23 protein-coding genes are annotated in these 26108 nt (G+C 71.5%); 15 read left to right on the plus strand and 8 right to left on the minus strand.

Translation table 11 applies throughout. From position 1 onward, the window contains the following. Positions 1 to 147 precede the first annotated feature (147 nt). Entirely contained in the window at positions 148 to 1518 is a 1371-nt protein-coding gene (locus MOTC310_RS26895; protein WP_331303954.1) for an 8-oxoguanine deaminase, read from the minus strand. Between the two features lie 179 nt (positions 1519 to 1697). Here MOTC310_RS26895 and MOTC310_RS26900 point away from each other — a divergent pair, with 179 nt between their 5' ends. Both MOTC310_RS26900 and MOTC310_RS26905 read left to right on the plus strand, forming a co-directional pair. Then, complete coding sequence (locus tag MOTC310_RS26900; RefSeq protein WP_419539959.1) at positions 1698 to 2252, plus strand: MarR family winged helix-turn-helix transcriptional regulator; 555 nt, start codon at positions 1698 to 1700, stop codon at positions 2250 to 2252. Further along, positions 2249 to 2956: a response regulator gene (locus tag MOTC310_RS26905; RefSeq protein WP_331289403.1), complete on the plus strand. Its 708-nt coding sequence runs from the start codon at positions 2249 to 2251 to the stop codon at positions 2954 to 2956. The genes MOTC310_RS26900 and MOTC310_RS26905 overlap by 4 nt, the downstream gene beginning before the upstream one ends. Positions 2957 to 2994: 38 nt before the next feature. Here MOTC310_RS26905 and MOTC310_RS26910 read toward each other — a convergent pair whose 3' ends face one another. Together MOTC310_RS26910 and MOTC310_RS26915 are read right to left on the minus strand one after the other, a co-directional pair. Next, a complete protein-coding gene (locus MOTC310_RS26910) occupies positions 2995 to 3231 on the minus strand; it encodes a hypothetical protein (protein ID WP_331303955.1) in 237 nt (78 codons plus the stop codon). A gap of 102 nt (positions 3232 to 3333) precedes the next feature. Beyond that, complete coding sequence (locus MOTC310_RS26915) at positions 3334 to 4158, minus strand: 2-keto-4-pentenoate hydratase (RefSeq protein ID WP_331303956.1); 825 nt, start codon at positions 4156 to 4158, stop codon at positions 3334 to 3336. Between the two features lie 349 nt (positions 4159 to 4507). Between MOTC310_RS26915 and MOTC310_RS26920 the strand changes: the two genes are divergently transcribed. The 9 genes from MOTC310_RS26920 (at position 4508) to MOTC310_RS26960 (ending at position 17725) form a co-directional block, all read left to right on the plus strand. Beyond that, positions 4508 to 6850, plus strand: a complete 2343-nt coding sequence (locus tag MOTC310_RS26920; protein ID WP_331303957.1) for a TonB-dependent siderophore receptor — start codon at positions 4508 to 4510, stop codon at positions 6848 to 6850. 10 nt (positions 6851 to 6860) lie between these two features. After that, positions 6861 to 8426, plus strand: coding sequence for a PepSY-associated TM helix domain-containing protein (locus MOTC310_RS26925; RefSeq protein WP_331303958.1), 1566 nt, complete (start codon positions 6861 to 6863; stop codon positions 8424 to 8426). A 399-nt stretch (positions 8427 to 8825) separates the two neighbouring features. Continuing rightward, positions 8826 to 9269: a nickel-responsive transcriptional regulator NikR gene (gene nikR / locus MOTC310_RS26930; RefSeq protein WP_331303959.1), complete on the plus strand. Its 444-nt coding sequence runs from the start codon at positions 8826 to 8828 to the stop codon at positions 9267 to 9269. A 189-nt stretch (positions 9270 to 9458) separates the two neighbouring features. Beyond that, entirely contained in the window at positions 9459 to 11597 is a 2139-nt protein-coding gene (locus tag MOTC310_RS26935; protein ID WP_419539960.1) for a TonB-dependent receptor, read from the plus strand. Between the two features lie 849 nt (positions 11598 to 12446). After that, the gene (locus tag MOTC310_RS26940; RefSeq protein WP_331303961.1) at positions 12447 to 13961 is read left to right on the plus strand and encodes a methyl-accepting chemotaxis protein; all 1515 of its coding nucleotides are present in this window, start codon (positions 12447 to 12449) and stop codon (positions 13959 to 13961) included. Then, positions 13958 to 14425, plus strand: a complete 468-nt coding sequence (locus MOTC310_RS26945) for a hypothetical protein (RefSeq protein WP_331303962.1) — start codon at positions 13958 to 13960, stop codon at positions 14423 to 14425. Before MOTC310_RS26940 ends, MOTC310_RS26945 begins: the two co-directional genes overlap by 4 nt. A gap of 8 nt (positions 14426 to 14433) precedes the next feature. Beyond that, entirely contained in the window at positions 14434 to 15660 is a 1227-nt protein-coding gene (locus MOTC310_RS26950) for a pyridoxal phosphate-dependent aminotransferase (protein WP_331303963.1), read from the plus strand. Continuing rightward, positions 15657 to 17438, plus strand: a complete 1782-nt coding sequence (locus tag MOTC310_RS26955; RefSeq protein ID WP_331303964.1) for a patatin-like phospholipase family protein — start codon at positions 15657 to 15659, stop codon at positions 17436 to 17438. Before MOTC310_RS26950 ends, MOTC310_RS26955 begins: the two co-directional genes overlap by 4 nt. Before the next feature lie 71 nt (positions 17439 to 17509). Continuing rightward, positions 17510 to 17725: a ferredoxin gene (locus MOTC310_RS26960; RefSeq protein WP_331303965.1), complete on the plus strand. Its 216-nt coding sequence runs from the start codon at positions 17510 to 17512 to the stop codon at positions 17723 to 17725. Positions 17726 to 17925: 200 nt separating this feature from the next. On the opposite strand, the gene MOTC310_RS26965 is transcribed toward MOTC310_RS26960, so the two are convergent. After that, on the minus strand, positions 17926 to 18582 hold the full coding sequence (locus MOTC310_RS26965; RefSeq protein ID WP_419539961.1) for a TetR/AcrR family transcriptional regulator: 657 nt from the start codon (positions 18580 to 18582) through the stop codon (positions 17926 to 17928). 81 nt (positions 18583 to 18663) lie between these two features. Between MOTC310_RS26965 and MOTC310_RS26970 the strand changes: the two genes are divergently transcribed. Continuing rightward, on the plus strand, positions 18664 to 19404 hold the full coding sequence (locus MOTC310_RS26970; RefSeq protein ID WP_331303967.1) for an SDR family NAD(P)-dependent oxidoreductase: 741 nt from the start codon (positions 18664 to 18666) through the stop codon (positions 19402 to 19404). 428 nt (positions 19405 to 19832) lie between these two features. Here MOTC310_RS26970 and MOTC310_RS26975 read toward each other — a convergent pair whose 3' ends face one another. Then, the gene (locus MOTC310_RS26975) at positions 19833 to 20579 is read right to left on the minus strand and encodes a glucose 1-dehydrogenase (protein ID WP_331303968.1); all 747 of its coding nucleotides are present in this window, start codon (positions 20577 to 20579) and stop codon (positions 19833 to 19835) included. Positions 20580 to 20685: 106 nt separating this feature from the next. On the opposite strand from MOTC310_RS26975, the gene MOTC310_RS26980 reads away from it, so the two are divergent. Next, positions 20686 to 21051 carry an ArsR/SmtB family transcription factor gene (locus MOTC310_RS26980; protein ID WP_331292751.1) on the plus strand — a complete coding sequence of 122 codons (366 nt, stop codon included), beginning with the start codon at positions 20686 to 20688 and terminating at the stop codon, positions 21049 to 21051. Between the two features lie 235 nt (positions 21052 to 21286). On the opposite strand, the gene MOTC310_RS26985 is transcribed toward MOTC310_RS26980, so the two are convergent. After that, entirely contained in the window at positions 21287 to 22903 is a 1617-nt protein-coding gene (locus MOTC310_RS26985; protein WP_331303969.1) for an FAD-dependent oxidoreductase, read from the minus strand. A 492-nt stretch (positions 22904 to 23395) separates the two neighbouring features. Here MOTC310_RS26985 and MOTC310_RS26990 point away from each other — a divergent pair, with 492 nt between their 5' ends. Next, the gene (locus MOTC310_RS26990; protein ID WP_331303970.1) at positions 23396 to 23605 is read left to right on the plus strand and encodes a hypothetical protein; all 210 of its coding nucleotides are present in this window, start codon (positions 23396 to 23398) and stop codon (positions 23603 to 23605) included. A gap of 19 nt (positions 23606 to 23624) precedes the next feature. On the opposite strand, the gene MOTC310_RS26995 is transcribed toward MOTC310_RS26990, so the two are convergent. Beyond that, a complete protein-coding gene (locus tag MOTC310_RS26995) occupies positions 23625 to 23993 on the minus strand; it encodes a response regulator (RefSeq protein ID WP_331303971.1) in 369 nt (122 codons plus the stop codon). A 741-nt stretch (positions 23994 to 24734) separates the two neighbouring features. Continuing rightward, the gene (locus MOTC310_RS27000; RefSeq protein ID WP_331292744.1) at positions 24735 to 24953 is read right to left on the minus strand and encodes a DUF6894 family protein; all 219 of its coding nucleotides are present in this window, start codon (positions 24951 to 24953) and stop codon (positions 24735 to 24737) included. A 270-nt stretch (positions 24954 to 25223) separates the two neighbouring features. On the opposite strand from MOTC310_RS27000, the gene MOTC310_RS27005 reads away from it, so the two are divergent. Next, a complete protein-coding gene (locus MOTC310_RS27005) occupies positions 25224 to 25421 on the plus strand; it encodes a hypothetical protein (protein WP_331292743.1) in 198 nt (65 codons plus the stop codon). Positions 25422 to 26108 lie beyond the last annotated feature (687 nt).

Raw genomic sequence — 26108 nt, forward strand, 5'->3', positions numbered from 1 at the left:
GGACGAGCCCCGCCGTTCAGGCGTGACGGACGCGCGGGCCGGCGCGGACGGGACGATGTCCACCGCGGGTCGCCTCGTCAGTTCGGCGGAGGCAGCGCGAAGTGGGCCGCTCGCGATGACGGAGCGGGTCGGGTCAGGGCTCGCCCTCTACACCGCCCCGAACAAGTCCACCGCCAGCCGCGAATGCGCCTCGCGCAGGAGCCCCGTGTCGACCCCGAGCGGCTGCCCGTCGATCACCCGCCACCGACCCGCGACCATCACCCGGTCGGCCCGGGTGGCGCCGCACAGGACCAGCGCCGCCAGCGGGTCGTGGGCGCCGGAGAAGCGCAGCTCGTCCAGGGTGAACAGCGCGAGGTCGGCCTCGCGGCCCGGGGCGATCCGGCCGATGTCGGCGCGGCCGAGGCAGGCGGCAGAGCCCTCGGTCGCCCAGCGGAGCGCGTCCCGGTGCGTCACCGCCTCGGCCCCGTAGGTCAGCCGGTTGATCATCAGGGCGTGGCGCACGCCCTCCATCAGGTTCGAGCTGTCGTTCGAGGCCGAGCCGTCGACCCCGAGGCCGACGGGCGAGCCCGCCGCCTCCAGTTCGCAGGTGCGGCAGCGGCCCGACGCCAGGGTCATGTTCGAGGTCGGGCAGTGGCAGACGCCCACGCCGGCCTTGCCGAGCCGCGCGACCTCGGCATCGGTGAAGTGGATGCCGTGGGCGAGCCAGACCCGGTCGCTCAGCCAGCCGACCTCCTCCAGGTACTCCACCGGGCGGCAGCCGAACATCTGCTGGCAATAGGCGTCCTCGTCCAGCGTCTCGCCGAGATGGGTGTGGAGCCGGCACCCGTGCCGGGCCGCGAGCGCCGCGCTCTCGCGCATCAGGCGCTCGGTCACCGCGAAGGGCGAGCAGGGGGCGAGCGCGACCTGCACCATCGCGCCGGGAGCGGGGTCGTGGAACAGGTTCAGCACCCGCTCGCAATCGGCGAGGATCGTGTCGTCGTCCTGGGTCAGGCTCTCGGGCGGCAGCCCGCCCTCCCGGTCGGACAGGCTCATGGAGCCGCGGGTGATCGCGGCCCGGATCCCGAGGCTCCGCGCCTCCGCGACCTGGATGTCCATCGCTTCGTCCAGGCCCTTCGGGAACAGGTAGTGGTGGTCGCCCGCCGTGGTGCAGCCCGAGAGCAGCAACTCGGTGAAGGCGACCCGCGTGGCGAGCCGGAACGCCTCCGGGGTGATCCGCCCCCAGACGGTGTAGAGCGCCTTCAGCCAGGGGAAGAGCGGCTTGTTGATCGCCAGCGGATGGGCGCGGGTCAGCGTCTGGAAGGCGTGGTGGTGGGTGTTGATCAGCCCCGGGATGACCACGTGGCGCGTTGCGTCGAAGGTCCCGTCCACGGGCGCGGCGGGCCGCGCGCCCGCCGGCACGCACTCGACGATCCGGGTGCCCGCCACGACGATCCCGCCCCCGGCGCCCTCGGCCAGGATCGCGCGGGGCTCGCGGATCCAGAGGCGGCCTCCCGGTCCCGGTTCAGCTGCCTCGGCCATGCGCGTCCGCTCCCGTCGCTCGATGATCCTGCGTAGCGGAGCGGCCGGACCCGCGGCAATCCCGCTTGAGGATCCGGGGCGGTCGGCGCCCCCGCCGCCCCGGCCAGGGTTGACGGGCCCGGGCCGCCTTGAGAAACGTCACGGGGACTGACCTATCACCCGTTGGGAGCGGCCGCGCCGTGACACGGACAGCCCCGCGCGAGGAGATCTTCGCGCCGAAACCCGTCCCGGGCGCCGCGCCGGCCGCCCTCGGCAGCGACGACCTGATCGAACTCCTGTTCTTCGCCTACCGGGACTTCGTGGGCGATCCCGACCGGATCCTGGCCGCCTACGGCTTCGGCCGCGCCCACCACCGCGTCCTGCACTTCGTCGACCGCTACCCGGGCCTGACGATCGCCGAACTCCTCGACATCCTGCGGATCACCAAGCAGAGCCTGAACCGGGTGCTCAAGGACCTGATCGGGCAGGGCTACGTCGCGCAGAAGCCCGGTTCGAGCGACCGGCGCCAGCGGCTCCTGTACTGCACCGAGTCCGGCGCCGGGCTCGCCGCCGACCTCACGCGGGTCCAGGCCCGCCGCCTCGCCCGGGCGCTCGCGGCGCCGGATGCCCGAGGCTCCCCGGAGGATTTCCTGATGGCGATGATCGAGCCGGAGGACCGCCCGGCGGTCCAGCGGCTGATGGCGCGGCGCGGGGGCGGATCCGAGGGGCGGGTCGGCGCGGAGGAGCGCGCGTGAGCCACGCTGTCCGGGCGGACCTGCCCGACGAGGCGCCCCACGTCCTCGTGGTCGACGACGACCGCCGCCTGCGCGAATTGCTCGCCCGCTACCTCACCGACCAGGGCTTCCGGGTCACCGCGGCGGCGAGCGCCGCCGAGGCCCGGGCCCGGGCCCAGAGCGTCGTGTTCGACGCCATGGTGCTCGACGTGATGATGCCCGGCGAGAACGGCTTCGACTACGCCCGCAGCGTGCGCGAGACCTCGCGGGTGCCGATCCTGATGCTCACGGCGCGCTCCAACCCGAACGACCGGGTGATGGGGCTGGAGATCGGCGCCGACGATTACCTGCCGAAGCCCTTCGAGCCGCGGGAGCTGACGCTGCGGCTCAACAACATCATCAAGCGCAGCGCGCGGCCCCGTGCCGCGCCGGCCGAGGCGGTGACGTTCGGGCCGTTCGCGTTCCGGATCGACCGCGGCGAGCTGCGCCGGGACGACGAGCTGATCCGCATCACCGAGCGCGAGCGCGAGATCCTGACGATCCTGGCCATGGCGGGCGGCGCCAATGTCGAGCGCGAGCAGCTCGCCGGTCCGGGCGGCGCCGCGGCGGAGCGCACCGTCGACGTGCAGATCAACCGCCTGCGCCGCAAGACCGAGGTCGACCCCGCCAACCCGGTCTTCCTGCAGACCGTGCGGGGCGTCGGCTACCGGCTCGCGGTCGACTGAGCCGCCGCCGGGCCGGGAAGCCGGATCGGGAGCGCGGCTCAGATCACCCGCGGCTCGTCGGGCTTCAGCTTGAGGGCCTTGGCGATCCGGGTGGACAGGCTCCCCACGACGGCGAGGGCGGCCGACGGGCCCGCGAGGGGGCGGACGGCCTCCAGCGCCTCCTCGGCGCAGGGCTTCATCACCGCGTAGACCGTCGCGCCCGACGCCGGGCCGGAGCCCTCCGCGGTGACGGAGACGAGGAAGGTCGTGTGGCGTCGCCGCAGGCGTCCAGGCATGGTCCAGCATTTGGCATGTCGGCTAACCATCACCAATGCCTGAATCCCGGAGCCGGTCCGGGAAACCGCACGATCCCGACACGATAATCCGTGCCGGGCCTTTCAGCTCAGGGCAAGGTCGATGCCGGGAAGCCGCAGCCCCCCGAGTCGCGTGTGCCAGTGCTGGCCCGAGGCGACGGGAAGCGCGTCCGTCAGCGTGCCGGTGGTGACGATTGTGCCGGCCGGGAGCGGCAGGGCCGCCGGATCGTTAGCCAGCGCATCGACGAGGTGGCCGAGGGCTCCGAGCGGCCCCGTCCCGAGGACGCAGCGGCCCCCGCCCCGGTCGGCGACAACCCCGTCCCGCAGCAGGTCGACGGTGAAGCCCGCGAGGCCGTCGATCCAGGCGGATCGCGCGCCCGGCGCAATCGGCACCCGCTCGCCCACCACCAGCAGCCCGTGCAACCCGAAAGCCGCGACGGTGTCGGGCGCGGTGAAGCGCCAGCCGGGGTAGAGCGACTGCACGATCTCGAATCCGCTCGCCGCCCAGTCGAGGCAGGCGATCAGCGCCTCGGCGTCCATGCCGGATTCCGGCGCGCGCGCCAGCCCGAACACGATCTCCGGCTCGATCCGCGGCTCGACGAAGGCGGCGAGCGGCACCGGCCCCGACAGCGCGGCCCGGTCGCGCAGGGTCGTGTCGTAGACAGGTCCCCAGATCGGCGCCCGGACGCCGTAGCGCTCCCACAGGGTCGTGTTGGTGAAGCCGATCTTGTAGCCGACGGGCCGCTCGCCGCGTTCCGCGCGCAGGGCCCGGACCGCCTCCGCCACCCGGTAGGCGGCCGGCAGGTCGAGGGCCGGATCCCAGTCGGTCAGCGGCGCGATCTGGCGGCGATGCTCGTGCGCGGCCAGGATTGTGCGGGCGTGGGCCGCGGCGGATATCGGCTCGGTCATCGGCGAACGGCGTGAGGGCCGACGGGGCGGCATCCGCGCCGGGCCGCCTCGATCGCGGCGCCGGCGATCTTACGCGGGGTGCTCGTCGCCGGGAACGGGCGTTTTGTCCCCGCGCCGCCGGCCGCGGGTGCTCTCCCGCCCGTCCTGGCGGCGGGGCTCTCCGGAGGCGCTCGGTCCCGCCCGATCCCGCGCGGCGATCCGGACCGGGCTGGCGTATATTTTCATTAGATCAATACCAAAATACGATTCCTAGAGTTGTGTCTTCAAAGGCACATACTGGTCACGGATCCGTGATAGCTGGCTATCGGAGCGTATCAACGCCCAGTAATGCTTGTTTAGAGTCGGTGTAATGTCGAGATATGTTGGTGACCGGAGCGCGCCGCGCGCGTTCGATCATGCGGAGAGGCTGCTCCGGATCGGGTTAGTGTCGTCGACATCTCTGCTGGCTCTCGGGGCGGCCGCGATCGCTCAGCCCGCGCCCGGCACGGAGATCGAACTGTCCGAACTCAGCGTGATGGGCGAGGCGAGCGGGCGCAGCCTGAACAGCGACCTTTACGGGCGCGGCGGCGCGACCGGGCCGGTGCCCGGCTACGTCGCCAGCCGCAGCACGGTCGGCACGAAGACCGACACGCCCATCCTGGAGACGGCGCAGTCGGTCTCGGTGATCGGGCGGCAGCAGATCGAGGATCAGAACGCGCTCACCATCAACCAGGCGCTGCGCTTCACCCCGAGCGTCACCACCGAGCAGCGGGGCGGCGCGGGCTCGACCCGCCTGGAGCAGTTCTACATCCGCGGCTTCACCGCGCCGATCTTCCTCGACAACATGGCGCTGCCCTCGAACCGCGACGCCTTCCCCAGCGTCGACCCCTACCGCCTGGAGCGGGTCGACATCATCAAGGGGCCGGCCTCGGTTCTCTACGGGCAGTCCGGTCCGGGCGGCCTCGTCAACCTCGTCTCGAAGGTGCCGCAATTCGTCCGCCACGGCGAGATCTTCGTCCAGGGCGGCGGCTTCAGCGAGGTCCGCGGCGGCTTCGACATCGGCGGTCCGATCGCGTCCGACATCCCGGGGCTCGCCGACCAGTTCGCCTACAGGGTCGTCGGCCTCGGCTGGAACGGCGACGGGCCGGCGGTGACGACCAAGGTCGAGCGCGCCTTCATCAACCCGAGCCTCACGTGGCGGCCCTCGGCCGACACGTCGCTCACCATCATCGCCAACTACCAGCGCGACCCGTTCTCGGGCTTCTACGGCGGCTTCCCGGCCGTCGGGACGGTGTTCCCGCGCAATTTCGGCAGCGGCGTCTTCGGCCGGCTGCCGGTGAACTTCTACGACGGCGACCGCACCATCGAGCGCTCGGACCGCACCCAAGCGTCCATCGAGTACCTGTTCGACCACCGGGTCACCGAGAACCTGCGCTTCCACTCGGCCGGCCGCTACCTGCGCTCGAACGGCGACTACCGCAGCGCGTTCACGACCTTCGGCGACGTCAACGGCCCGTACACGAGCGGCCCGATCATCGGCCGCTCGGTCGGCGGCACCCAGGTGGACATCGAAGCCTACACGATGGACAACAACTTCATCGCCGATTTCGACACCGGCCCGATCGCCCACACGGCGCTGCTCGGCGTCGACCACCGGACCTTCAGCACGCGCTCCGTCACCGGCCCGTTCCCGGCGACGACGAGCCTGAACGCCCTCGCCCCCGACCACGACCTGCCGATCCGGTTCCCCGCCTTCACGTCGACCGCGCGGATCGACGCGCAGCAGACCGGCGTGTACTTCCAGGATCAGGCGAAGTTCGACCGCTTCATCCTGACGCTCGGCGGCCGCTACGACACCGCCCGGCAGACCGGCCCGACCCGCACCTTCGCGCCGAACGGGCTGACCATCCAGGACGTGCCGGCCGAGGCCTTCACCGGCCGCGCCAGCCTGCTCTACCTGTTCGACAGCGGCGTCGCCCCGTACGTCTCCTACAGCGAGGCGTTCGAGCCGATCGTCAACGGGCGGATCTTCGACGCGGCCTTCGGCTCGGCCGGGCGCATCCCGGTCCCGATCGCCAGCAACCAGTACGAGGCCGGCATCAAGTACCAGCCGCCCGGCACCGACATCCTGCTGACCACCGCGTTCTTCGACATCCGCCGCTCGAACGCGACCGCCACCGACCCAATCAATCCCGGCTTCGTCGTGCAGACCGGCGAGGTCGGCGTGCAGGGCGTCGAGTTCGAGGCGCGGGCCACCGTCGCCGAGGGTCTCAGCCTGATGGGCGGCTTCTCGCTCCTCGACATCCGCAACGTCCGCGACACCGGCTTCACCACGAACGACCTGACCCGCCGGCAGGTGTCGCTCCAGGGCCTGCGGCCGGTGCAGGTGCCGGACACGACCGCCTCGCTGTTCGTCGATTACCGCTTCACCGAGGGCCCGCTGCTCGGCCTCGGCCTCGGCGGCGGCGTGCGCTATCTCGGGCCGTCCTGGGGCGATCCGGCCAACACCTTCAAGGTGCCGGAGAGCGTGCTGCTCGACGCCGTCGCCTCCTACGACATGAAGCATCTCGACCCGCGGCTGACGGGGCTCACGGCGCAGATCAACGTGCAGAACCTGCTCGACGAGCGCTACGTGACCGGCTGCTTCACCTATTCGGGCTGCTATTACGGCCTGCCGCGCACGGTCTACGCGACCCTGCGCTACCGCTGGTGAGGCGGTCGCCGTGGGCAGGACCTTCCGGCAGTCGATGGCGTGGCTCCACGCCTGGTCGGGCCTCGTCGTCGGCTGGGTGCTGTTCGCCGTCTTCGTGACCGGCACGGCGAGCTACTACCGGCCGGAGATCTCGCAGTGGATGCGGCCGGAACTCCGCACCGACCGGACCTTCGGGCCGGCGGAACTCGCGGCGGCGGCCGAGCGCGGCGTCGCCCACCTGCAGGCCCATGCGGGCGGCGCGCGGACGTGGTTCCTCGCGCTGCCGCGGCCCGACAGGCCGGTGCTGGAGCTGTTCTGGCGGACGGGGCCGGGCCGCCCGCCCGGCCACGTCCTCCTGGATCCCGACAGCGGCGCGTCGGCGGCGGTGCGCGCGACGCGCGGCGGCGACTTCCTCTACCGCTTCCACTTCGAGCTGAACCTGCCGCCGCTCTGGGGCCGCTGGATCGTCGGCGCCTGCGCGATGATCATGCTGGTGGCGCTGATCTCGGGGATCGTCACGCACCGGCGCATCTTCGCCGACTTCTTCACCTTCCGCCGGGACAAGTCCGCCCAGCGGGGCTGGCTGGACGCGCACAACGTCACGGGCGTCCTCGCCCTGCCGTTCCACCTGATGATCACCTATACCGGGCTCGCCACCCTCATGGTGATGTACGTGCCCTGGGGCCTGAACACGGCCTATCGCGGCGACGGCCAGCGCTACTTCGCCGAATCCGGCCAGATCACCGCGCTGCGCCCGCCCGCCGGCCAGCCCGGCACGCTGGCGCCGGTCGGGCCGCTGGTGGTCCGCGCCCTGGCGATGCGGGCGGAGCCCCTGGAGCGGATCACGATCGTCAACCCGAGGGACGCGCAGGCCACGCTGGTCGCGGTGTTCGAGGAGCCGCACGGACTCTCCCACGAGCATCCGCAGATCGCCTTCGACGGGGTGACGGGCGCGGTCCTGGAGGTCCGCGCGGGCGGCCTGCGGCCGGCGACCAAGACCTTCACCACGATGGTCGGCCTGCACGAGGCGCATTTCGCCGGGCCGGCGCTGCGGGTCCTGTTCTTCCTGTGCGGCCTCGCCGGCAGCGCCATGGTGGCGACCGGGCTGCTGCTGTGGTCGGTGGCGCGCCTGCCCAAGCGGGGCGCGTCCCGGGGCTTCGGCCTGCGGCTGGTCCAGGGCCTGAACGTCGCGACGATCGCCGGGCTGCCGGCGGCGCTCGCCGCCTATTTCCTGGCCAACCGGCTCCTGCCCGCCGCGCTGCCCGCGCGGGCGGACTGGGAGGTCGGGGCCTTCTTCGCCGCCTGGCTGCTCGTCGCCCTGGCGGCGCTGCTGCGCCCGGCCGGCCGGGTCTGGCCGGAGACCCTGACGGCGGCGGCCGGGCTGTTCGGCGCCGTCGCGGCCGCGGATGTCGGGCGCCTCGTCGCGCGCCGGCTCGGCGGGGACGCGCCGGTCGAGCCGGTCTTCCTCGCCTTCGACGGCGCGATGCTGGCCGTCGCCGCCCTCATCCTGGTGGCGGTCCGCACGATCGCGGAGCGTCCCCGGCAGGATCAGGCCCGGTCCGGAACGCCGATACCGGTAGATCGGAGGCCGATATGATAAAATTGAACCGGTAACCGGAACCGGACGCGGCGAGATAATTCAAAATACTTCTCGAAGTCTGTCATATATCGGATGCGCTTCGACTGTATCTGTGCAGAATGGATCGGCCGGCATGCCAGCCGGCCGCGCCTGCGCCGTCGATTTTCACGCCCTTGATCCTTCGGCCCAGGCGCTCCAGCGCGGTCCATCCCAAGCGCGCGCGGGACATGTCCCCGAGACCCAAGACTCGAGCCCCGGGGCGCGGCCCTCGGGGCTCTTTTTCTGCCGCGCCGGCCCCGGCGGGTCGCCCGGGATCGCCCGTGCTCGCGCGGTTTCGCCCGGGAGGATGCGGGCCCGGCGGCTGTTCACGGCCCCCGCATGCCCGTACCAGAACGCCAGGGGAGCGGCAGGACGGGCATGCAGCGCATCACCATCACCATCGGCGACGCCCTGCTGACGGCGGTCGACGATCTCTGCGAACGGCGCGGCTACGGCAGCCGCTCGGAGGCGGTGCGCGACATCGTCCGCGACGCCCTGGCGCCCACCCGGGCCGCGGAGACCGGATCGGAGCCCTGCTACGGGGCCCTGAGCTACGTCTACAGCCACGGCACCCGCGATCTGGCCCGCCGGCTGACCGGTGAGGGGCATGAGCACGGCGTCTCGATCGCCAGCCTGCACGTGCACCTGACCCACGACGCGTGCCTCGAGGTGGCGGTCCTGCGCGGGCCCGTCGCCCGGATGCAGAGCTACGCCGACGCCGTCGTCACGCAGCGCGGCGTCCGCTACGGGCACCTGCACCTCATCCCCGAGGCCGACGACGCGCGGGGCCGCCCGGGTCACGGCGACGACAGCCCGGATTGAGGACTGCGCTCCGACGGCCCGGACTGCGCTCCACGCGACACAGGACCGGGTTACGGCGTCGGTGTGACGTTTTCGTATGTTTATCATACGCGCGGCGTGCGAGACCCTGAGGATCGCCACGCCACGTCCGGTCTGCCGGTGTCTCAACCGACCTCCCGCCACCGTCCTGCCGGTCCCGGCCTCCGCGCCGTGACCCGGCTGCTCACCGCGGGCGGTCTCGTCGTCGCGACCGGCGGCCGCGGCTGGGCGGCGCCGGAGGCCGGCGCCCCGACGCCGTCCGCCGTGACCCTGTCCGAGATCTCGGTGGTCTCCGCGGCGCCTCCGGTCATCGCCGCGACGGGCACGCCCGGCGCCAGCGCCGGCTATGTCGGCGGCGTCACCGGGATCGGCGGCTCCCTGCTGACCGTCGACGCGGCCAGCGCCGGCCTCATCGGCGGCGCGGCCGTCAATGCCCGCCCGGTGACGCGCCCCGGCGAGGTCCTGGAGGCGGTGCCGGGCCTGATCGTCACGCAGCATAGCGGGGAGGGGAAGGCCAACCAGTATTTCCTGCGCGGCTTCAACCTCGACCACGGGACCGACATCGCCCTCAGCGTCGACGGCATGCCGGTCAACATGCGCACCCACGCCCACGGCCAAGGCTACGCCGACCTCAACTTCCTCATCCCCGAACTCGTCGGCGCGGTGGAGTACCACAAGGGGCCGTACTTCGTGCGCGACGGCGACTTCGCCTCCGCGGGCTCGGTGCGCATCGACTACCTCGACACCGTGCAGCAGAACCTCGCGCTGACCACGCTCGGCAGCTTCGGCTACAGGCGGGCCCTGTCGATCGCCTCGGCGCCTCTGGGCGAGGGCACCCTGCTCGTGGCCGGCGAGGCGCAGGTCTACGACGGGCCGTGGGCCGTCCCGGACGCGCTGCGCAAGCTCAACGGCGTCGCCCGCTACAGCCAGGGCACGGCGCTGAACGGGTTCGCGGTCACCGGCATGGCCTACGCGGCCCGCTGGACGGCCACCAACCAGATCCCCGAGCGCGCCGTCGCGCAGGGGCTGATCGGCCGCTACGGCACCCTCGACCCCACCGACGGCGGCGACACCGGCCGCTTCTCGCTCTCGGGACGGTTCAGCGCCGCGGACGGGACCGGCGTGACGCGGGCCTCGGCCTACGTGATCCGCTACCGGATGAACCTGTTCAACGACTTCACCTACTTCCTCACCGATCCCGTCGGCGGCGACCAGTTCCACCAGCGCGACCAGCGCGTCCTCGGCGGCGGCGAGGTGCTGCACATCTTCCAGAGCGGCCTGTTCGGCCGGCCGCTGGAGGTCGAAATCGGCGCCCAGACCCGGACGGACGCGATCCGCGTCGGCCTGTTCAACACCGCCTCCCGCCAGTACCGCTCGACCGTGCTCGACGACCGCGTGCTGGAATCGAGCGGCGCCCTCTACCTCGACGCGCGGGTGCGCTGGACCGCGTGGCTGCGCACGAGCGTCGGCGTGCGGGCGGACGGCTACTCCGCCGATGTCCGCTCGGACACGCCGGCCAATTCCGGCCGGGTCACCGACGGCATCGTCAACCCGAAGCTCGGCCTCGTGCTCGGGCCGTGGTCCGACACCGAGATCTACGTGAATTACGGCGGCGGCTTCCACTCGAACGACGCGCGCGGCGTCACCGCCACGGTCGATCCCGCGAGCCCCCTGTTCAACATCACCCGGTCGCCCTTCCTGGTGCCCTCCACCGGCTACGAGCTGGGCCTGCGCAACCGCTCGCTCCGTGGGCTGGAGACGAGCCTCGCCCTGTTCCGGCTCGACTTCGCCTCGGAGAACATCTTCCAGGGCGACACCGGCACCACGGAGCCGAGCCGCCCGACCCGGCGCTTCGGCGTCGAATGGACGAACCGCTACGCGCTGACGCCGTGGCTCGCCCTGGACGGGGATCTGACGATCACCAACGCCCGGTTCTCCAGCTCCGACCCGGCGGGCAACCGGATTCCGGAAGCCCCCACGACCGTCGCGTCGGCGGGCGTCACCTTCGGCGAGCCGCGCGGCTGGTTCGGGTCGCTGCGGTTCCGCTACTTCGGCCCCAGGCCGCTGATCGAGGACGGCTCGATCCGCTCGCGGGCGACCGCCCTCGTCAACGGCCGGATCGGCTACACGTTCGACACCGGCGTCAGCGTCTCGCTGGACGTGCTGAACCTGACCAACAGCAGGTCCGACCAGATCACCTACGCCTACGTCGCGCGCCTGCCCGGCGAGCCCGCCGCCGGGCTGATCGACCGCGTCTTCCACCCGGTGGAGCCCGCGGCCGTGCGGCTGACGATCGCCGGACGGTTCTGACCGTCGGCGCCGGCCCGATCCGTCGGGTCCCGCACGGCGGGGCGGCCTCCGGACCGCACGCCATCCTCGGATCATCTCGCGAAGTCCGCGGATGACGGGTCCCGCAGGATCGTCCCGCAGGATCGTCCCGCAGGATCGTCCCGCACGCCCGCCATCGATGCTGTCGCGACGGCAGGAGGCGCGCTCCGGCCGACAGCGCGGTGCGGATCCGGCGCGGCCCGGTCTCGCCCGTCCGCTGACGGCGCCTTCCGCGGGTGGACCTGACCACCCCGCCGGCGAACGGGCTCCGCACGCGCAAGCGTCGGCGGCGGCGCCCGAGCGTGGGCGCCGCAGATCGGGCTCCCGGCCTGCCGCAACGAGGGCTGTTGCGCGTCTGCGACACCGCGCCCGGCCCGGTGCGCGCCCCGGGAACCCGACCGGCCTCAGCGCGTTCGCCGGCCCATGAACATGGCCGAACAGCCCCGATTCCTGTCCTGGGGCGACGTCATCCTCGCGCTCTGTGTCGGCGCATCCAGCGCGCTCGCCCTCCTCGCGCTGATCTAGCGCGCCCGGAGCCCCGGTACGGGGATAAGGAAGTCGGGGGCCGCGGCAAGAACAATCCTGTCGTCGGATAGGGTCGCCGGGAAAAGCGGCCGATCACCTTTAGTTGACCGCCGGCAAAGCCGGCAAAAACTGTCGCGAATATATATATTAAGCCTTTCAGGGCGAGGTGTAAGCTGCTTGGTGGCTGCCTCGATGGGCGGGAAGCTCGTCCAGGCTCACCCCTTCGTGCCCGTGCGGCCGCCTGACCGCCTGCGCTCCGGCAGGTGCCGTCGCGGACGTGCGGGGTGCCCCGTCCAGGACCCGATCATGCGCCTCCACCTGACCGTCAAAGCGTCGCTCCTCGCCGCCTTCGGCCTCCTCGCGCTCCTGTGCGCCGGCCAGGCCGTTCTCACGACCCTCACGCTCTCCGGCCTCCGTGCCAACGTCACGGGCGTCGCCGCGAACTGGCTGCCCTCCGTCGTGGCGATCACCAACATCCGCGCCGCGGCCTCGGAGGTGCGCATCAAGCAGCTGCGGACGCTGACGCTGGCCGGCAGCCCCGAGCAGCGGACCGAGAACGCGCGGCAGGTCAACGCGGCCGTCGTGGCCCTCGCCGCCGCCCGGAAGGCCTACGAGCCCCTGATCTCCTCGGCCGACGAGCGAGCCCTCTACGACGCGTTCGATGCCACCTGGGATCGCTACCAGGCCGTCGGTCGCGCGGCGGCGCGCTTGGCGGAGGCGGGTCAGGGCGCCGACGGTATCCGGCTCATGGCCGACCCGGCCAATGTCGATCTCTACAACGCCGCCCGCGACACGCTGGCCGAGGACGTCGCCCTGAACGAGCGCGGCGCGCACGCGGATGCCGACAGCGCCGTGGCGGCCACGGAGTCCGCCACCCTGACGGCCTACCTCTCCATCGCGCTGAGCGTGCTGGCGGCCTGCGGCGCGACCGCGTTCGTGCTGCTGCGCGTCTCCCGCCCGATCCAGGCGATGACGGAAGCGATGACCGTCCTCGCCGCGGGCGACACGAGCGGGGCGGTGCCCCACCGCGCGCGCCGCGACGAGGTCGGCGCGATGGCGGCGGCCGTTCAGGTCTTCAAGGACAACCTGATCCGCACCCGCCGGCTCGAGGCGGAGACCGCGCAGGCGCGCCTGGCCGCCGAGGAGCAGCGCAAGGCCGGCATGCGGCAGATGGCCGACGGCTTCGAGGCCGCGGTCGGCGGGATCATCGGCACGGTGTCGTCGTCCGCGACCGAGCTCCAGGCCACGGCCCAGCAGATGACCGCGACGGCCCAGGAGACGGCGAGCCAGTCGACGACCGTGGCGGCGGCGGCCGAGGAGGCCGCCTCCAACGTCAGCACCGTCGCGGCCGCGGCCGAGGAGCTCGGCTCGTCGGTGCAGGAGATCGGCCGGCAGGTGACTGGCTCGGCCCAGCTCGCGCAGGCCGCGGTGGGCGAGGCCGGCCAGACCGCCCACCTCGTCCAGGCGCTCAGCCAGAACGCCGCGCGGATCGGCGACATGGTCGGGATGATCTCGGGCATCGCCGGCCAGACCAACCTGCTGGCCCTCAACGCCACGATCGAGGCGGCGCGCGCGGGCGCGGCGGGCAAGGGCTTCGCGGTGGTCGCCTCCGAGGTGAAGGCGCTGGCCGAGCAGACCGCCCGGGCCACGCAGGAGATCTCGGGGCAGATCGCGCAGATCCAGGCCTCGACCGGGCAGGCCGGTGTCGTCGGCCAGGAAGAACAGCCGGTGGTAGCCGCCCCAGACCGGCATGATGCCGGCGAAGCCACGGCCGGGCCTGCGCGCACGGGGCGGCCGCGGCCGCCCCGGCCTCGCGCGTGATCGTCTACCTCGACGGGGACGGCGCCGATCGCGGCGACCTGATCGACCGGATCGCCGGCCCGGTCCTCGCCGGCAGCCACGACCTCGTCCTCGCCTCGCGCACCCTGGGGCGCCGCGCGCCCGGATCGATGCTCTGGCACCAGGTCCTCGCCGGCCGCCTCGCCGGCCTCGGCATCGGCCTGCGCTACGGTGTCCGCTACACCGACATGTGCGCCTTCCGCGCCATCGACCGCGCCGCGCTGCGGGCCCTCGACCTGCGCGAGCTGACCTACGGCTGGAACATCGAGATGCAGATGCAGGCCGCGCGCGCGGGCCTGCGCATCCGCGAGGTGCCGATGCCCTACCGGCGCCGTCTGGGCGGATCCTCGAAGGTCGCGGGTTCGCTCGGCGGGACGCTGCGGGCCGCGACGCGGATCGGCGCGACCTACCTGCGCGTCGCCGCAGGGCCGGCGCGGGGCGCGTGAGGTCGGCGATGGCGCTCGAGGACGACGCTGCACCGGGCCTGCGGGCCGCCCCCCGGACGGAGGAGCCCGGCCCCGACGCGGGGCGGGATTGCGGGATCGCCCCGTCGCGGGCGTTCGCCTTGGCGGCGTATCTCGACCGCTGGTCGGGCTGCGCGCACCACGCCCTCGCCGCCTCGGATTCGGAGCCGCTGACGCTCACCGCGCTGCTGCGCCTCGCCGGCCCGGAGGAGCGTCGGCGCTGGCGGGAGGCCGATCTCGGCTACGCCGACCCGCGCGGCGCCTCCTGGCTGCGCGCCACAGTCGCCGCCCGCTACCACCGGCTCGAGGCGGGCGACGTTCTGATCAGCGCGGGCGCGCAGGAAGCGGTGACCTGCGTGCTGAGCGCGCTGCTCGGTCCGGCCGATCACGCGGTGGTGGTGGTGCCGATCTACCAGCCCTCGGAACTCGTCGTGACCCGGCTGTGCGCGGCCGATGGCGTCGCTCTCCACTCGGACCGGAACTGGACCCTCGACCTCGACCGCCTCGCGGCGGCCATCCGGCCGAACACGCGGCTGGTGCTGATGAACTTCCCCAACAGCCCGACCGGCGCGGCGCTGGATCGAGCGACCCTGGACGGTCTGATCGACCTCTGCCGCCGACACGGGCTCTGGCTGGTCAACGACGAAGTCTACCGCCAGACGGATCGCGACCCGGAGCGCGCCGTCCCCCCCGTCGTCGACCTGTACGAGCGCGGGATCTCCATCGACGGGCTGTCGAAAGGGTTCGGGCTTCCCGGCCTGCGCGTCGGCTGGGCCGCCTGTCGCGACCGCGGGGTGCTCGACCGCGCCCTCACCGCCAAGAGCCTGCTGTCGAGCTGCCTCGCCGGACCGAGTGAGATCCTGGCGCAGGTCGCGCTGCGGGCCGAGCCGCACCTGACCGGCCGCGCCCGCGGGATCGGACACCGCAACCAGCACCGGCTGCGGGCGCTCCTCGACCGCTACCCGGACCTGTTCGATCCGGACGAGCCGGCGAACCTCGCCTTCGCCTGTCCCCGCTTCCGCGGGCGTGAGGGGGCGACCGCCTTCGCGCGCACTCTCGCGTCCGAGGACGGCGTCCTCGTGCTGCCCTCCGTCCTGTGGCACTCTGCGCTGGCGTCGATCCCCACGGACCGCCTGCGCCTCGGCCTCGGCCGCGTCGGCAGCGGTGCGGCGCTCGGGATCCTCGCGGATCACCTGCTGCGGCGCGCCGGCCGATGAGCACCGAACGCCTCGACATCTGCGGCCCTGTGCCTGACCCGGTCGCCATTGCCCCGGGGCGCCCGGAGATCCCGTTCCTGGCCGACCTCGACGGAGAGGCCGCCGACGCGGTCCGGGCGCGGATGACCTCGGTCGCCGTCGCCGGGGGGCGTACGCTGTTCGAGGAAGGGGACGAGGCCGACGCGCTCTACACGCTGGCCAGCGGCGCGGTCGGCCTCTCGACCCGCGACCCGCGCGACGGCGGCGTGCGCCGCCTCATCCGCCTGTCCCCGCCGGACACCGTGGGCGAGCTCGCCCTGCTCAGCGGCGAGCCCCGCTCGATCACCGCGACGGCCCTGCGCGACACGCACCTCCTGCGGCTCTCCCGCGCGGCGTTCGCGGATCTGATCGCCGCCCATCCCGGGACGCTGCTCTACTTCGCCCGGATCCTGGCCGCGCGGCTGCGCATCGCCCATACGGGCGTGACCCTGCGCCACGCGCCGCGGAGCTTCGCCATCTTGGCGGTGACCGAGGGCCGCAAGGCGACGGCCTTCGGCGAGCGGCTGGCGCGAGCCCTCGACGCCGCACTGCCGGGGCAGACCGGCTGCCTGTCCGAATGGCCGCCCGAGGCCGACGAGGCGTGGTTCCACCGCTACGAGCAGGCGCACGACCGCACGGTCTTCGTCGCCCACCAGATCGACTGCCCGTGGTGCCGGCTCTGCCTGCGCCATGCCGACCACGTCCTGCTGCTGGCCGAGCCCGGCGTGCCGCCGCGGCCGGGCGCCGCCGCCTACCTGGCCGCGATCCGCTCCCCCTGGATCCGCATGGACCTCGCGGTGGCGCAGCCCGCCGAGGCGCGCCTGCCGCGCCCCCTGCATCCGGACGTCGCCGCCCTCCCCTTCTCGCTACGGCTCCAGGTCCGCGAGAACCACGGCGGCGACTTCGGCCGGCTGGCCCGGATCGCGTCCGGCCATGCCCGCGCCCTCGTCCTCGGCGGCGGCGGGGCCCGCGGCCTCGCCCATCTCGGCGTCCTGCGGGCGCTCGGCGAGGCCGGGCTCGACATCGACCTCGTCGGCGGCACCAGCATGGGCTCGATCCTGGCCGCCAGCGTCGCCCTGGACTGGAGCCTCGACGCGATCGAGAGCCACACGGTCGCGTCCTTCGTCGGGCGCAACCCCCTCGACGACTACACCCTGCCGTTCCACGCGCTGACGCGCGGGGCCAAGGTGGATGCGGGACTGGCCGCGCGGTTCGGGGACGCCCGGGTCGAGGATCTCTGGCGCCCGTTCTTCTGCGTGTCGTCGAACCTCACCACCGGCACCGCCATGGTCCACTGGGCGGGCCCCCTCGACCGGGCGATCCGGGCCAGCATCGCCATTCCTGGCCTGCTGCCCCCGGTGGCGAGCGCGGACGGCATCCTCGTGGATGGCGGCATGATGAACAACCTGCCCGCCGACGTGATGGCCGATCTCGACCGCGGGCCGGTCCTCGCGGTGGATGTCGGCAGCGACGCCGCCTTCCAGGTCATGCCCCGACAGGGCCGGGGCGCCCAGGCGTTCCGCCGCTTCCTCGGCATCTCGGATCAGCTCCCCGGCATCGCCCACCTGCTCCTGCGCTCGGCCATGGTGTCGAGCGACGCCCAGACCATGGCGGCCGTCACGCGCGCCGCCGTCCTGCTCAAGCCCGCCCTGGCCGGGGTCGACCTGCGGGCGTGGTCGAGCTTCGCGACGACGGCCGAGCTCGGCTACCGCTGCGCCCGGGAAGCGCTGGACTCCGGCCGCCTGCGCGCCTGGACATGAGCCGATCCGGCATTCGAGCGAGCGCGACTCCCGCCCCACCGATCACCCGCCCCCTCGCTCGGAGCCGAGGAATGCGTGTCGTCGTCGATCTCAACCGCTGCCAGGGCTACGCCCAGCGCCGCTCCGCTGCCCCGGACCATTTCGAGGTCCGGGGTCACGAGATCCCGTTCTACGATCCGGCGGCGCCGGAGGCGAAGCGGTCGCAGATCGAGCGGGCGCAGCACCCCCGCCCGGTCCGGGCCATCAAGGTCGAGGCTGCCGGCCTCTCCGAGGAGATGGAAACGTGACGGGCGGGCAGCGACCGGCCATCGTCGTGGCGGTCGCCTCCCGGGCCGCGGGGCGCGGAGGCGCTGCGGGACGGCGGCTATGACGGACCCCTCGCTCGTCTGCTGCGCGGACTTGCGCCGACCGGCACCCAAGCGGCCGACGGGCGGCGGGGCACCCGCTCGGTTCACCGGCGGGCCGTCACCGACGCGGGACACGGTCATCAAGCGCCGACACGCGCATCCCACCCCAGCAGCGTGAGACGGGCGACGGCCTCAAGCTCTTCGCGGCTCGCACCATCGCGTGCCTGGAGCGACATGCCGTTCTGCACCGTGAGCACGAAGCGGGCGAGCGCGGCGACGTCGACCGAGGGCTCGATCTCGCCCTCCGCGACCGCGCGCGCGAGCCGCTCCTCGACCCTTGCGAACCCGTGGGCGCGGGCCGACCGCACCAATGCGCCGAGCTCCGCGTGTCCTTCGCTGCCGGCAGCCGAGAGCGTCACCATACAGCCGAGCGGCTCGACGCGTCCGCAGCTGTCTGTGAGCGCAGCCGCCGAATCCATCAGGAGCGCCTCGACGGCCGCGCGAGCGGTCGTCGCTGCGGCGAAGTTGGCCCAGACCATCGCCTCGTACTGATCGCCGTAGTGGCGCAGGGCCTCGGCGTAGAGTGCCTCCTTCGAGCCGAAAGCCGCGTAGAGGCTCGGCGAGCCGATCCCCATGACCGCAGTCAGATCGGAGATGGATGTCGCGGCAAAGCCCCGGCGCCAGAACAACCGCATCGCCTGTTCGAGAACTGCGTCACGGTCGAAGGCGCGGGGCCGGCCGCGCCCACGGGTCGGCCCTGCCCGCGTCGTTCTCAAGGTCGGAGACGATTTCTGCATCGGTCGTTATATAAAACGCTTGACCCGGACCGACAACGCATCTAGCCATTTCTGTGTCGTTCATTATAGAAAGAGACGGATGTGAGCGAGCTGGCAGGCAAGCGCGCCTTGGTGACGGGCGCATCACGCGGCATCGGTGCGGCCATAGCCCTGATGCTCGCCGACCGGGGGGCGGACGTCGCCATCACCTACGAGCGGTCCGCCGAACGGGCGGCCGAGATCGTCCGCGCCATTGAGGCGAAGGGCCGCCGCGCTCTCGCCATCCAGGCCGACAGTGCCGACGCGACGGCGGTGAAGCGCTCGGTCGACGAAGCGGCTCAGAACCTCGGGGGGCTCGACATCCTCGTCAACAACGCCGGCATCGCCCGCGGCGGCCCGGTAGCGGAGATGAGCCTCGCCGACATCGACGCCATCCTCGACGTCAACGTTCGCTCCGTCGTGCTGGCGTCGCAGGCGGCCATCCCGCACCTCGCGGAGGGCGGCCGGATCATCTCCATCGGTTCCTGCCTCGGGGAGCGGGTCCCGTTCCCCGGGGTCACGGTCTACTCGATGTCGAAGTCCGCCCTGCTCTCGTTCACCCGGGGCCTGGCGCGTGAACTTGGTCCGCGCGGCATCACCGTGAACCTCGTGCAGCCGGGATCGACCGACACCGACATGAACCCGGCGGATGGCTCGCAATCGGACATGCAGCGCTCGATGACCGCGCTCGGCCATTACGGGACGCCCGACGATATCGCGGCCTCGGTGGCGTTCCTGGCGAGCCCGGCCGCGCGCCAGATCACCGGCACCACCATCACGGTCGACGGTGGCGCGAACGCGTGAAGCTCCTCGGCGGACCCGGGCCGAGAGTAGGCCCGATCGCGTAGGATCGCCGATTGCCGCTCCGCCTCCATACGGAGCGGCCCTCTTGCGCGGCCCCTCACGGCTGGAGCCCGCTGTCGCGAGCGCGGCGTAGGCTCAGCGCGCACGTTTCCACGTGATGGCGATCCGCGCGCCATGCGGATGCCGGAAGCTCTCGCTCACCCGGTCCCTCCCCCGAGCGGTCCGGCTAATCCCGGCCAGCCGGGCTCATCGCGCGGCGCCGGCATCATCATCTCCGCGGAGCGTGCTGGCCACGGCCCGTTTCCGGCCCGACGACAAGCGGAGCGGAAGATGCGCGGACGAGCTCCGCCGCTCATCGACGCGCGGCTCGCGTGGTGGCCCTGCGCGCAGTCTGGCACTGACAAACGCGCAGGTGCCGTCGTCGTGTCTCAGCGGATGCCGCCGCTGGCGGTGATGTTCTCGCCGGTGAGCCAGCGCGCGTCATCGGACGCGAGGAAGGCCACGATTGCGGCGATGTCATCCGGCTGGCCGGCGCGGCCGAGCGGCGTCTGCGCGATCATCCCGGCCTCCATCTCCGAGCCGGAGATGCCGGCCGTGCGCGTGCCCTCGGTGACCACGTAGCCGGGGCTGACCACGTTGACCCGGATCTTGCGCGGAGCCAGCTCATTGGCGAGGACGCCCGAGATCGCGTTCACCGCGCCCTTGGTGCCCGCGTAGACCGCCGCCGTCGGCGTATGCACGTGCGTGATCGCCGAGGAGATGTTCACGATGCTCGCGCCCGCGCCGAGATGCTTCGCGGCCGCCCGCGTCGCCAGCAGGATGCCGAGCACGTTGACGTCGAACTGACGGCGATAGTGCTCCTCGGTGACCTCCTCGATCGCCGCGAACTCGTAGATGCCGGAGTTGTTGACCAGCACGTCGAGCCGTCCGAACGCCCGCACCGCTGCATCGATCACACCCTGCGCCTCGGAGGCCTTGGACACGTCGCCCTGGACCGCGACGGCCCTGCCGCCGGCGGACGTAATCGCGGCCACGACGGCGTCAGCCGCTGCCTTGCTGGACGCGTAGTTCACGACCACAGCGGCGCCCTCCTGCGCCAGCGCCTTGGCGATCCCCGCACCGATGCCTTTGGATGCGCCGGTCACGACGGCGACCTTGCCCTCGAGCTTCGACATATGTGCTATCTCCGACATGGGCCGGCTCCGGGATGGCAGCCATTGTCCCATAGTTCGGAACTTCGGAACTAATGGCGCGTTGTTCAAGGCCCCTCTAGGACGAAAGATGAGATCCCTGTTTCACCCCGCTATCGAGGACGTGCGGCCCGAGACCATCCTGCACGCGCTCGCCGACCCGAACCGCGCGGCCATCTTCGCCAAGATCATGCAGGCGGGTTGTGTCGAGGCCTGTTCGGCCGTGTCGGCGGTCGGGGACCGGGTCATCCCGAAATCCTCGTTGTCGAACCACTTCAAGGTTCTGCGTGAGGCCGGGCTGATCCGCAGCGAACGACACGGCGTCGAGGTGCGCAATCATTCTCGCTGGACCGAGGTGGAAGCGCGCTTTCCCGGTCTTCTGGCGGGGATCATCAATGCCTACGCCTCGGATACCGGTCCCGACGCGCGTCCTGCGGAGGCGATCAGACAGCGATAGCGGTGCGCTCCAGGCCTGCTTCCGCGCATGCCGCGATCGACGTCGGCCGTACGGGCTCAAAATCGCATGACTGCTCGGGCAGGTCCGAGGCGCTCCGGGGCATATCACGGGGCCGACAACACCCAAGTTCGCGCTGCGTGCCCATCTGCGATGTTCCCAGCGGATCAGGTGCTCAAATCTTCCGACGAGGCATTCCGTTCTCCGGGCGCCCGCGTCGGAACGCCGGACGTGTGTCCTATGTCCGGATGTGCTCCCACACCTTCGAGATGACCACCGAGCCCTCGCCGACCGAGGCCGCGACGCGCTTGACGGAGCCGGCCCGCACATCGCCGACCGCGAAGATGCCGGGGCGCGACGTCGCGTAGGGTGAATCGGCGCCGATCGTGTTTCCGGTCGTGACGAACCCGTGGCTATCGAGTTCGACGAGCCCCGAGAGCCAGCCCGTATTGGGGGCGGCCCCGACCATGACGAACACGGCGCAGGTCGGGACCACGCGCGTCGTCTGATCGGCGACGGTGCGGATCGTGACCGCCTCGAGATGAGCATCGCCGTGCAGGGCGGTGAGTTCGGCGCCGTACTCGACGGTGATCGCCGGCTCGGCCTCCAGCCGGCTCGACAGGTAGCTCGACATCGAGGTCGCGAGCGACGGCCCGCGCACGAGGAGGCGCACGTGTCGGGCGGAGCGGCTGAGATACATCGCGGCCTGTCCCGCCGAGTTGCCGCCGCCGATGATGATCGCCTCGGCGTTCCGGCAGTAGCGCGCCTCGATCTCGGTCGCCGCGTAGTAGATGCCGGCCCCCTCGAACGTCTCGAGGCGCTCGATCGGCAGCCTCCGGTACTGGACGCCGGTCGCGACGACGACCGCCTGTCCCCGGACGCGTCGACCATTGTCGAAGGTCGCGCAGAACGATCCGTCCTCCAGCCCTTCCAGCTTCGCGACGCGCCGCGGCATCGCGAACCGCGTGCCGAACTTCATCGCCTGGACCTCGCCGCGCCAGACGAGATCGGCCCCGGAGATGCCGGTCGGAAAGCCCATGTAGTTCTCGATGCGGCTCGAGGTGCCGGCCTGACCGCCGATCGCCACGTCCTCGATCACCAGCGCGCGGAGCCCTTCCGCGCCCGCGTAGACGCCGGCGGCCACCCCGGCCGGGCCACCGCCCACGATGAGGACGTCGAAAGCCTCGTCGTCGACGAGGTTGTAGTCGAGGCCGAGCAGCCGCGCGACCTTGGCGGGGGTCGGCTCGGCCACGACGACGCCCCGGCCGAAGATGACCGCCGGCCGTTCGGCCGAGATCGCGCAGCTTCCGGCCACGCTCACCGCCTCCGGGCTGCCCAGCGGATGCGACCTGTAGGGAAGGCGGTTGCGGCTCGCGAACTCCGCGATCCTTCGCACGCTCCGGTCGACGTCCTCGCCGATGAGCACCAGCGTCCCATCATGCGCGTCGAGCTGCCGCCGTCGCCGTGCGGCGAGGACCGTGATGATGATGTCCGACATCTCCGGGATCTCGGACATCAGTCGCAGCATCGCCGGACGCGGCACCTCGGTGACGGTGGCATCGGCGCTCGCCCGCATGGGCATCGACCAGACACCCCCGTTGAGGAATGAGATCTCTCCCATGAACTGAGCCGGCCCGAGCGTCGAGGGCAGATGCCGCTCGTCGGTGAACGGGTTGACCACTTCGATTTCGCCCGCCTCGACATAGTAGAAGCGATCGGCCACGTCGCCGGCGCGCACGAGGAAGGTTCCGGCCGGGTAGTACTTCTCGACCCCGATGTTCCGAAGCGCGGCGACGTGCGATGCGCTCAGGGGGATGCGCTGCATCTCCCCCAGGTCACGACCGATCGATTCCATGGATCGTCCTTATCGCGCGTTGCACGCGGCGGCGCAGCATCGACGGCCCGGCTTCGGCCGGCAAGATCCTCGGCCGCGTGCCTGTCGCGGCGGCGCCCGCAGCGCGGGGCCACGCGGCGCCGAACCGTTCATCGGCCACGTCACCGGAGGCACGGCGTCGGGCCGCCCGGCAGGTCCGCTCGAACGGCCAGTGTAGCGACGCGTCCAGGCGCATCGGCGCCGCTGATCGATGCGGGTATCTGCTGCCGCGGCGATCGGGCTTCTTGAGCGGGTCGGTGCACCGCGGATCGGGGCCTCTTCCTGCGAGGGCCGCGGCCGTGAGTTCTCGCCGTCATGAACCGACGGGCCCGCGCGGGTCGCCGGCGCGGACCGCTTCGAAGCGCCGCGGGTGAGGATCTGTTTTCAGGCGGGTGCGTCGGAGCACGCCCGCCGATATCGGAACCTGAGATCTTATTAGAAGACCACTAGATCAATATTCCGACGGAGGATCCCATGGCTGATGTTGATGCGATCCGCGAAACGATCCACCTCGACGAAGGTGACGTGATCGTCCTGCTCCCCGGCACCTTGTCCCCGACGAGCATCGGCCTCCTTCAGGCCAAGCTCGACGGGCTGGCCGCAGACCTGAACGCGCGCCGCATGGAAGAGAGTCCCTCCTCCTTGTCGGGATTGGCCGGACTGGCCGCCTTCCTGGCCAATTGAGGCGGAACAGACAGCGTAATCAGTGAAAGTGCAGGGCCTTCAGCGCGTCGCGCACCAGCCGCTCCCCGCAGGGCTTGGCGATGAAATGGACCTCCTCGGGCAGCAACGTCGCCTCGCGCGGAGTGCAGCCCGAGCAGACGATGATCCGTGTCTCCGGCCAGCGTGCCCGGACGGTGTGCGCGAGATCGCACCCATCCATCGCGCCGGGCATGTTGATGTCGGTGTAGAGCAGGGCGGCTCCGTCATAGGCCTCCAGATGCTGGAGCGCGCCGTGGGCATGCTCCGCCTCCAGCACCTCGAAGCCCAAGGCCGTCAGCATGTCGGCCGCGACGAGGCGACTGAACTCTTCATCCTCGGCGAGAACGGCGATGGGGCGAGATCCTGACATGCATTGCAAAATGCATCGGCGGGTCACCTGTTTCAGCGTTGCCGCAGATTTTCCGGGCGCCGCGGTCGGACAAAGCCCGGTTCGGGACGTCCGGGCACGCGATATGCATCGGGGCGGGTAGCCGCAGAGATCATCGTGCTGGCCCGGATCCGCGTTGCGCACCGTCCGGACGGCGGCGGGGCTCTTCGGCGCCGATCGCGAGCGCGGCACGGGGCGAGCGGCGGACACCAGCGCCCCGACGGTCAACGATGCCCGGGTCGTCGGCCCGGAACCTGACCGGCTCGTGTTCGACGGCTTCCCAGCGACCGGACCAAGCACCGGCAAGGCCAAGTTTGCGTTCAGCGCAGTACTATTTTCCAGTTTCACAAGCATTTTTCACTGTGGAGCGGCGGTTTTTCTGCGCAACGCAGCCGCGGATTACGCATCACGCTCGCTCCGACGAAGACCCAAACCTGAATCGACGCTGCCGCGCGGCTCCGATTGTCGGTCCGTTCGGCCCTGTCTGCGTAGAAACCGCCCTCCGCTGTAGGGCAAACCCTGACTTATGAGGGTTGCAACGGTTTGCTAGGGTTGCTGGTTACTGCTCGCGGAAAGCGTGGAGAGCTGGATGTACGCCTCGGTCTTGGGCGATCTGGAGATTTCGGCCGAGCCTCCGGATGCGAGTCCGACGCCCGAGACACTCCTTCTTCGCGAACACATCCGCCGGATCTTGCGGAGGCTCCCGCGGCCCGCGGCGAAAGCTCAGTACAGCTGAAGGGAGCGGAGCACGACGCCGTCGGCGGTGTGGATCTCCACACACCAGCGCTCGTCAGGAGCGGGCAATTCGCCCCGTGCGTGCATATCGGCGATCAGCTGCGTCGCCTCGGCTACCGCGACCTCGATCGAACTCGCCAGCACGCCCTCCTCGTCCTCGATGACCTCGCTCGGGCCTCTCAGGCGGAAATGGTACCGCTCTGCCATGTCGCTCCTGCTCACGCCGTCGGCACAGCGCTCCGACAACGCGAGGGTAACATCGAATGGCCGGATAAGGCCAAGCTTGCCTCCCGAGGCGAGGCCGATCGGGGAGATACCCGTCCGGGTCCGCACAGGATCCCGGCTGTGATCTGCGAGGATGTTGGGGGCAAACCCGGTGCGCGCCGATGCAGGTTGTTGCACCGGTCAAGCCATTAACAGCTCGGGGCTTTCTGCGGCGCATGGTGCAGGCATGTCCCATTGTCCGACGAGCTCGCCATGCATTTCGAGATCCGCGCGACCGACACCCGCCTGTGGACCTGGGTGCTCCTGGACGCGGCCCAGATGCCAGTCCTGACATCGGACCGGACCTTCCCCTCGGAGGCCCAGGCCTCGGCGGCGGCGCTGGCCTTCGCCAAGCTCGTCACGCGGGCCGGCAGGACCCTCACCGCCACACCGGCGGGCGGCCTGATCTGAGCCGACGGCCGTTCCTGAGGAAGCCGGACGGCGCGTCGACCGGACTGGACCGGCACCACCACGCGACCGCCTGCGCCGGAGACGCGCCTCGCCCGCGGGAGGATCGAACGCCCGCCTGACCGCGGACCCCGCAGTGCTACCGCAGGGCAGAATCCGCCATCGCCGGCCACGCAAGCAGGGTGAGCTTCGTTCGGATCCCGCTTGGCACAGGATCGGCGCGTCCGTCCTGATCGAGCCGCGCGACCGCAAGCGCGCGCCCAGCCTTCGTGGCCCAGCCGACGTACCGGCCGTGTCGTGGGTCTTCGACCCCTGACGCCGCGGACATCGCTTCGACAGGCTCCTCTGCTTGTCGGCCGCCGCGTCCTCTCGGTGGACGACGCGTACCTGATCGCCGTGGCGGTGCAGCGCTCCGCGCGGCGGCCGATGCCAGCCGCGCGCGGCGAGGATGCCTGGGAGTCGACCGGCCATAGGAGCCGACGGGCCGATTTCGAACCAGAGCAGGCCGAGATCATCGTGGATGCGCCACCCAGAAGTGGCTTTACTCGGCAGAGCGCAACTTTTAGAGGCGCGGCCATATCCGGCGACATCGCCCTTGAGTTGAGCGACGATCCAAGACAAGTCCTAGAAGGTGGGGAAAGGCGCGATTCTATCCAAGCTCACGATCAAGAGATTGCCTATTTCGCGACC

The sequence above is a fragment of the Methylobacterium oryzae genome, assembly GCF_036441375.1.
Taxonomy (GTDB): domain Bacteria; phylum Pseudomonadota; class Alphaproteobacteria; order Rhizobiales; family Beijerinckiaceae; genus Methylobacterium; species Methylobacterium oryzae_A.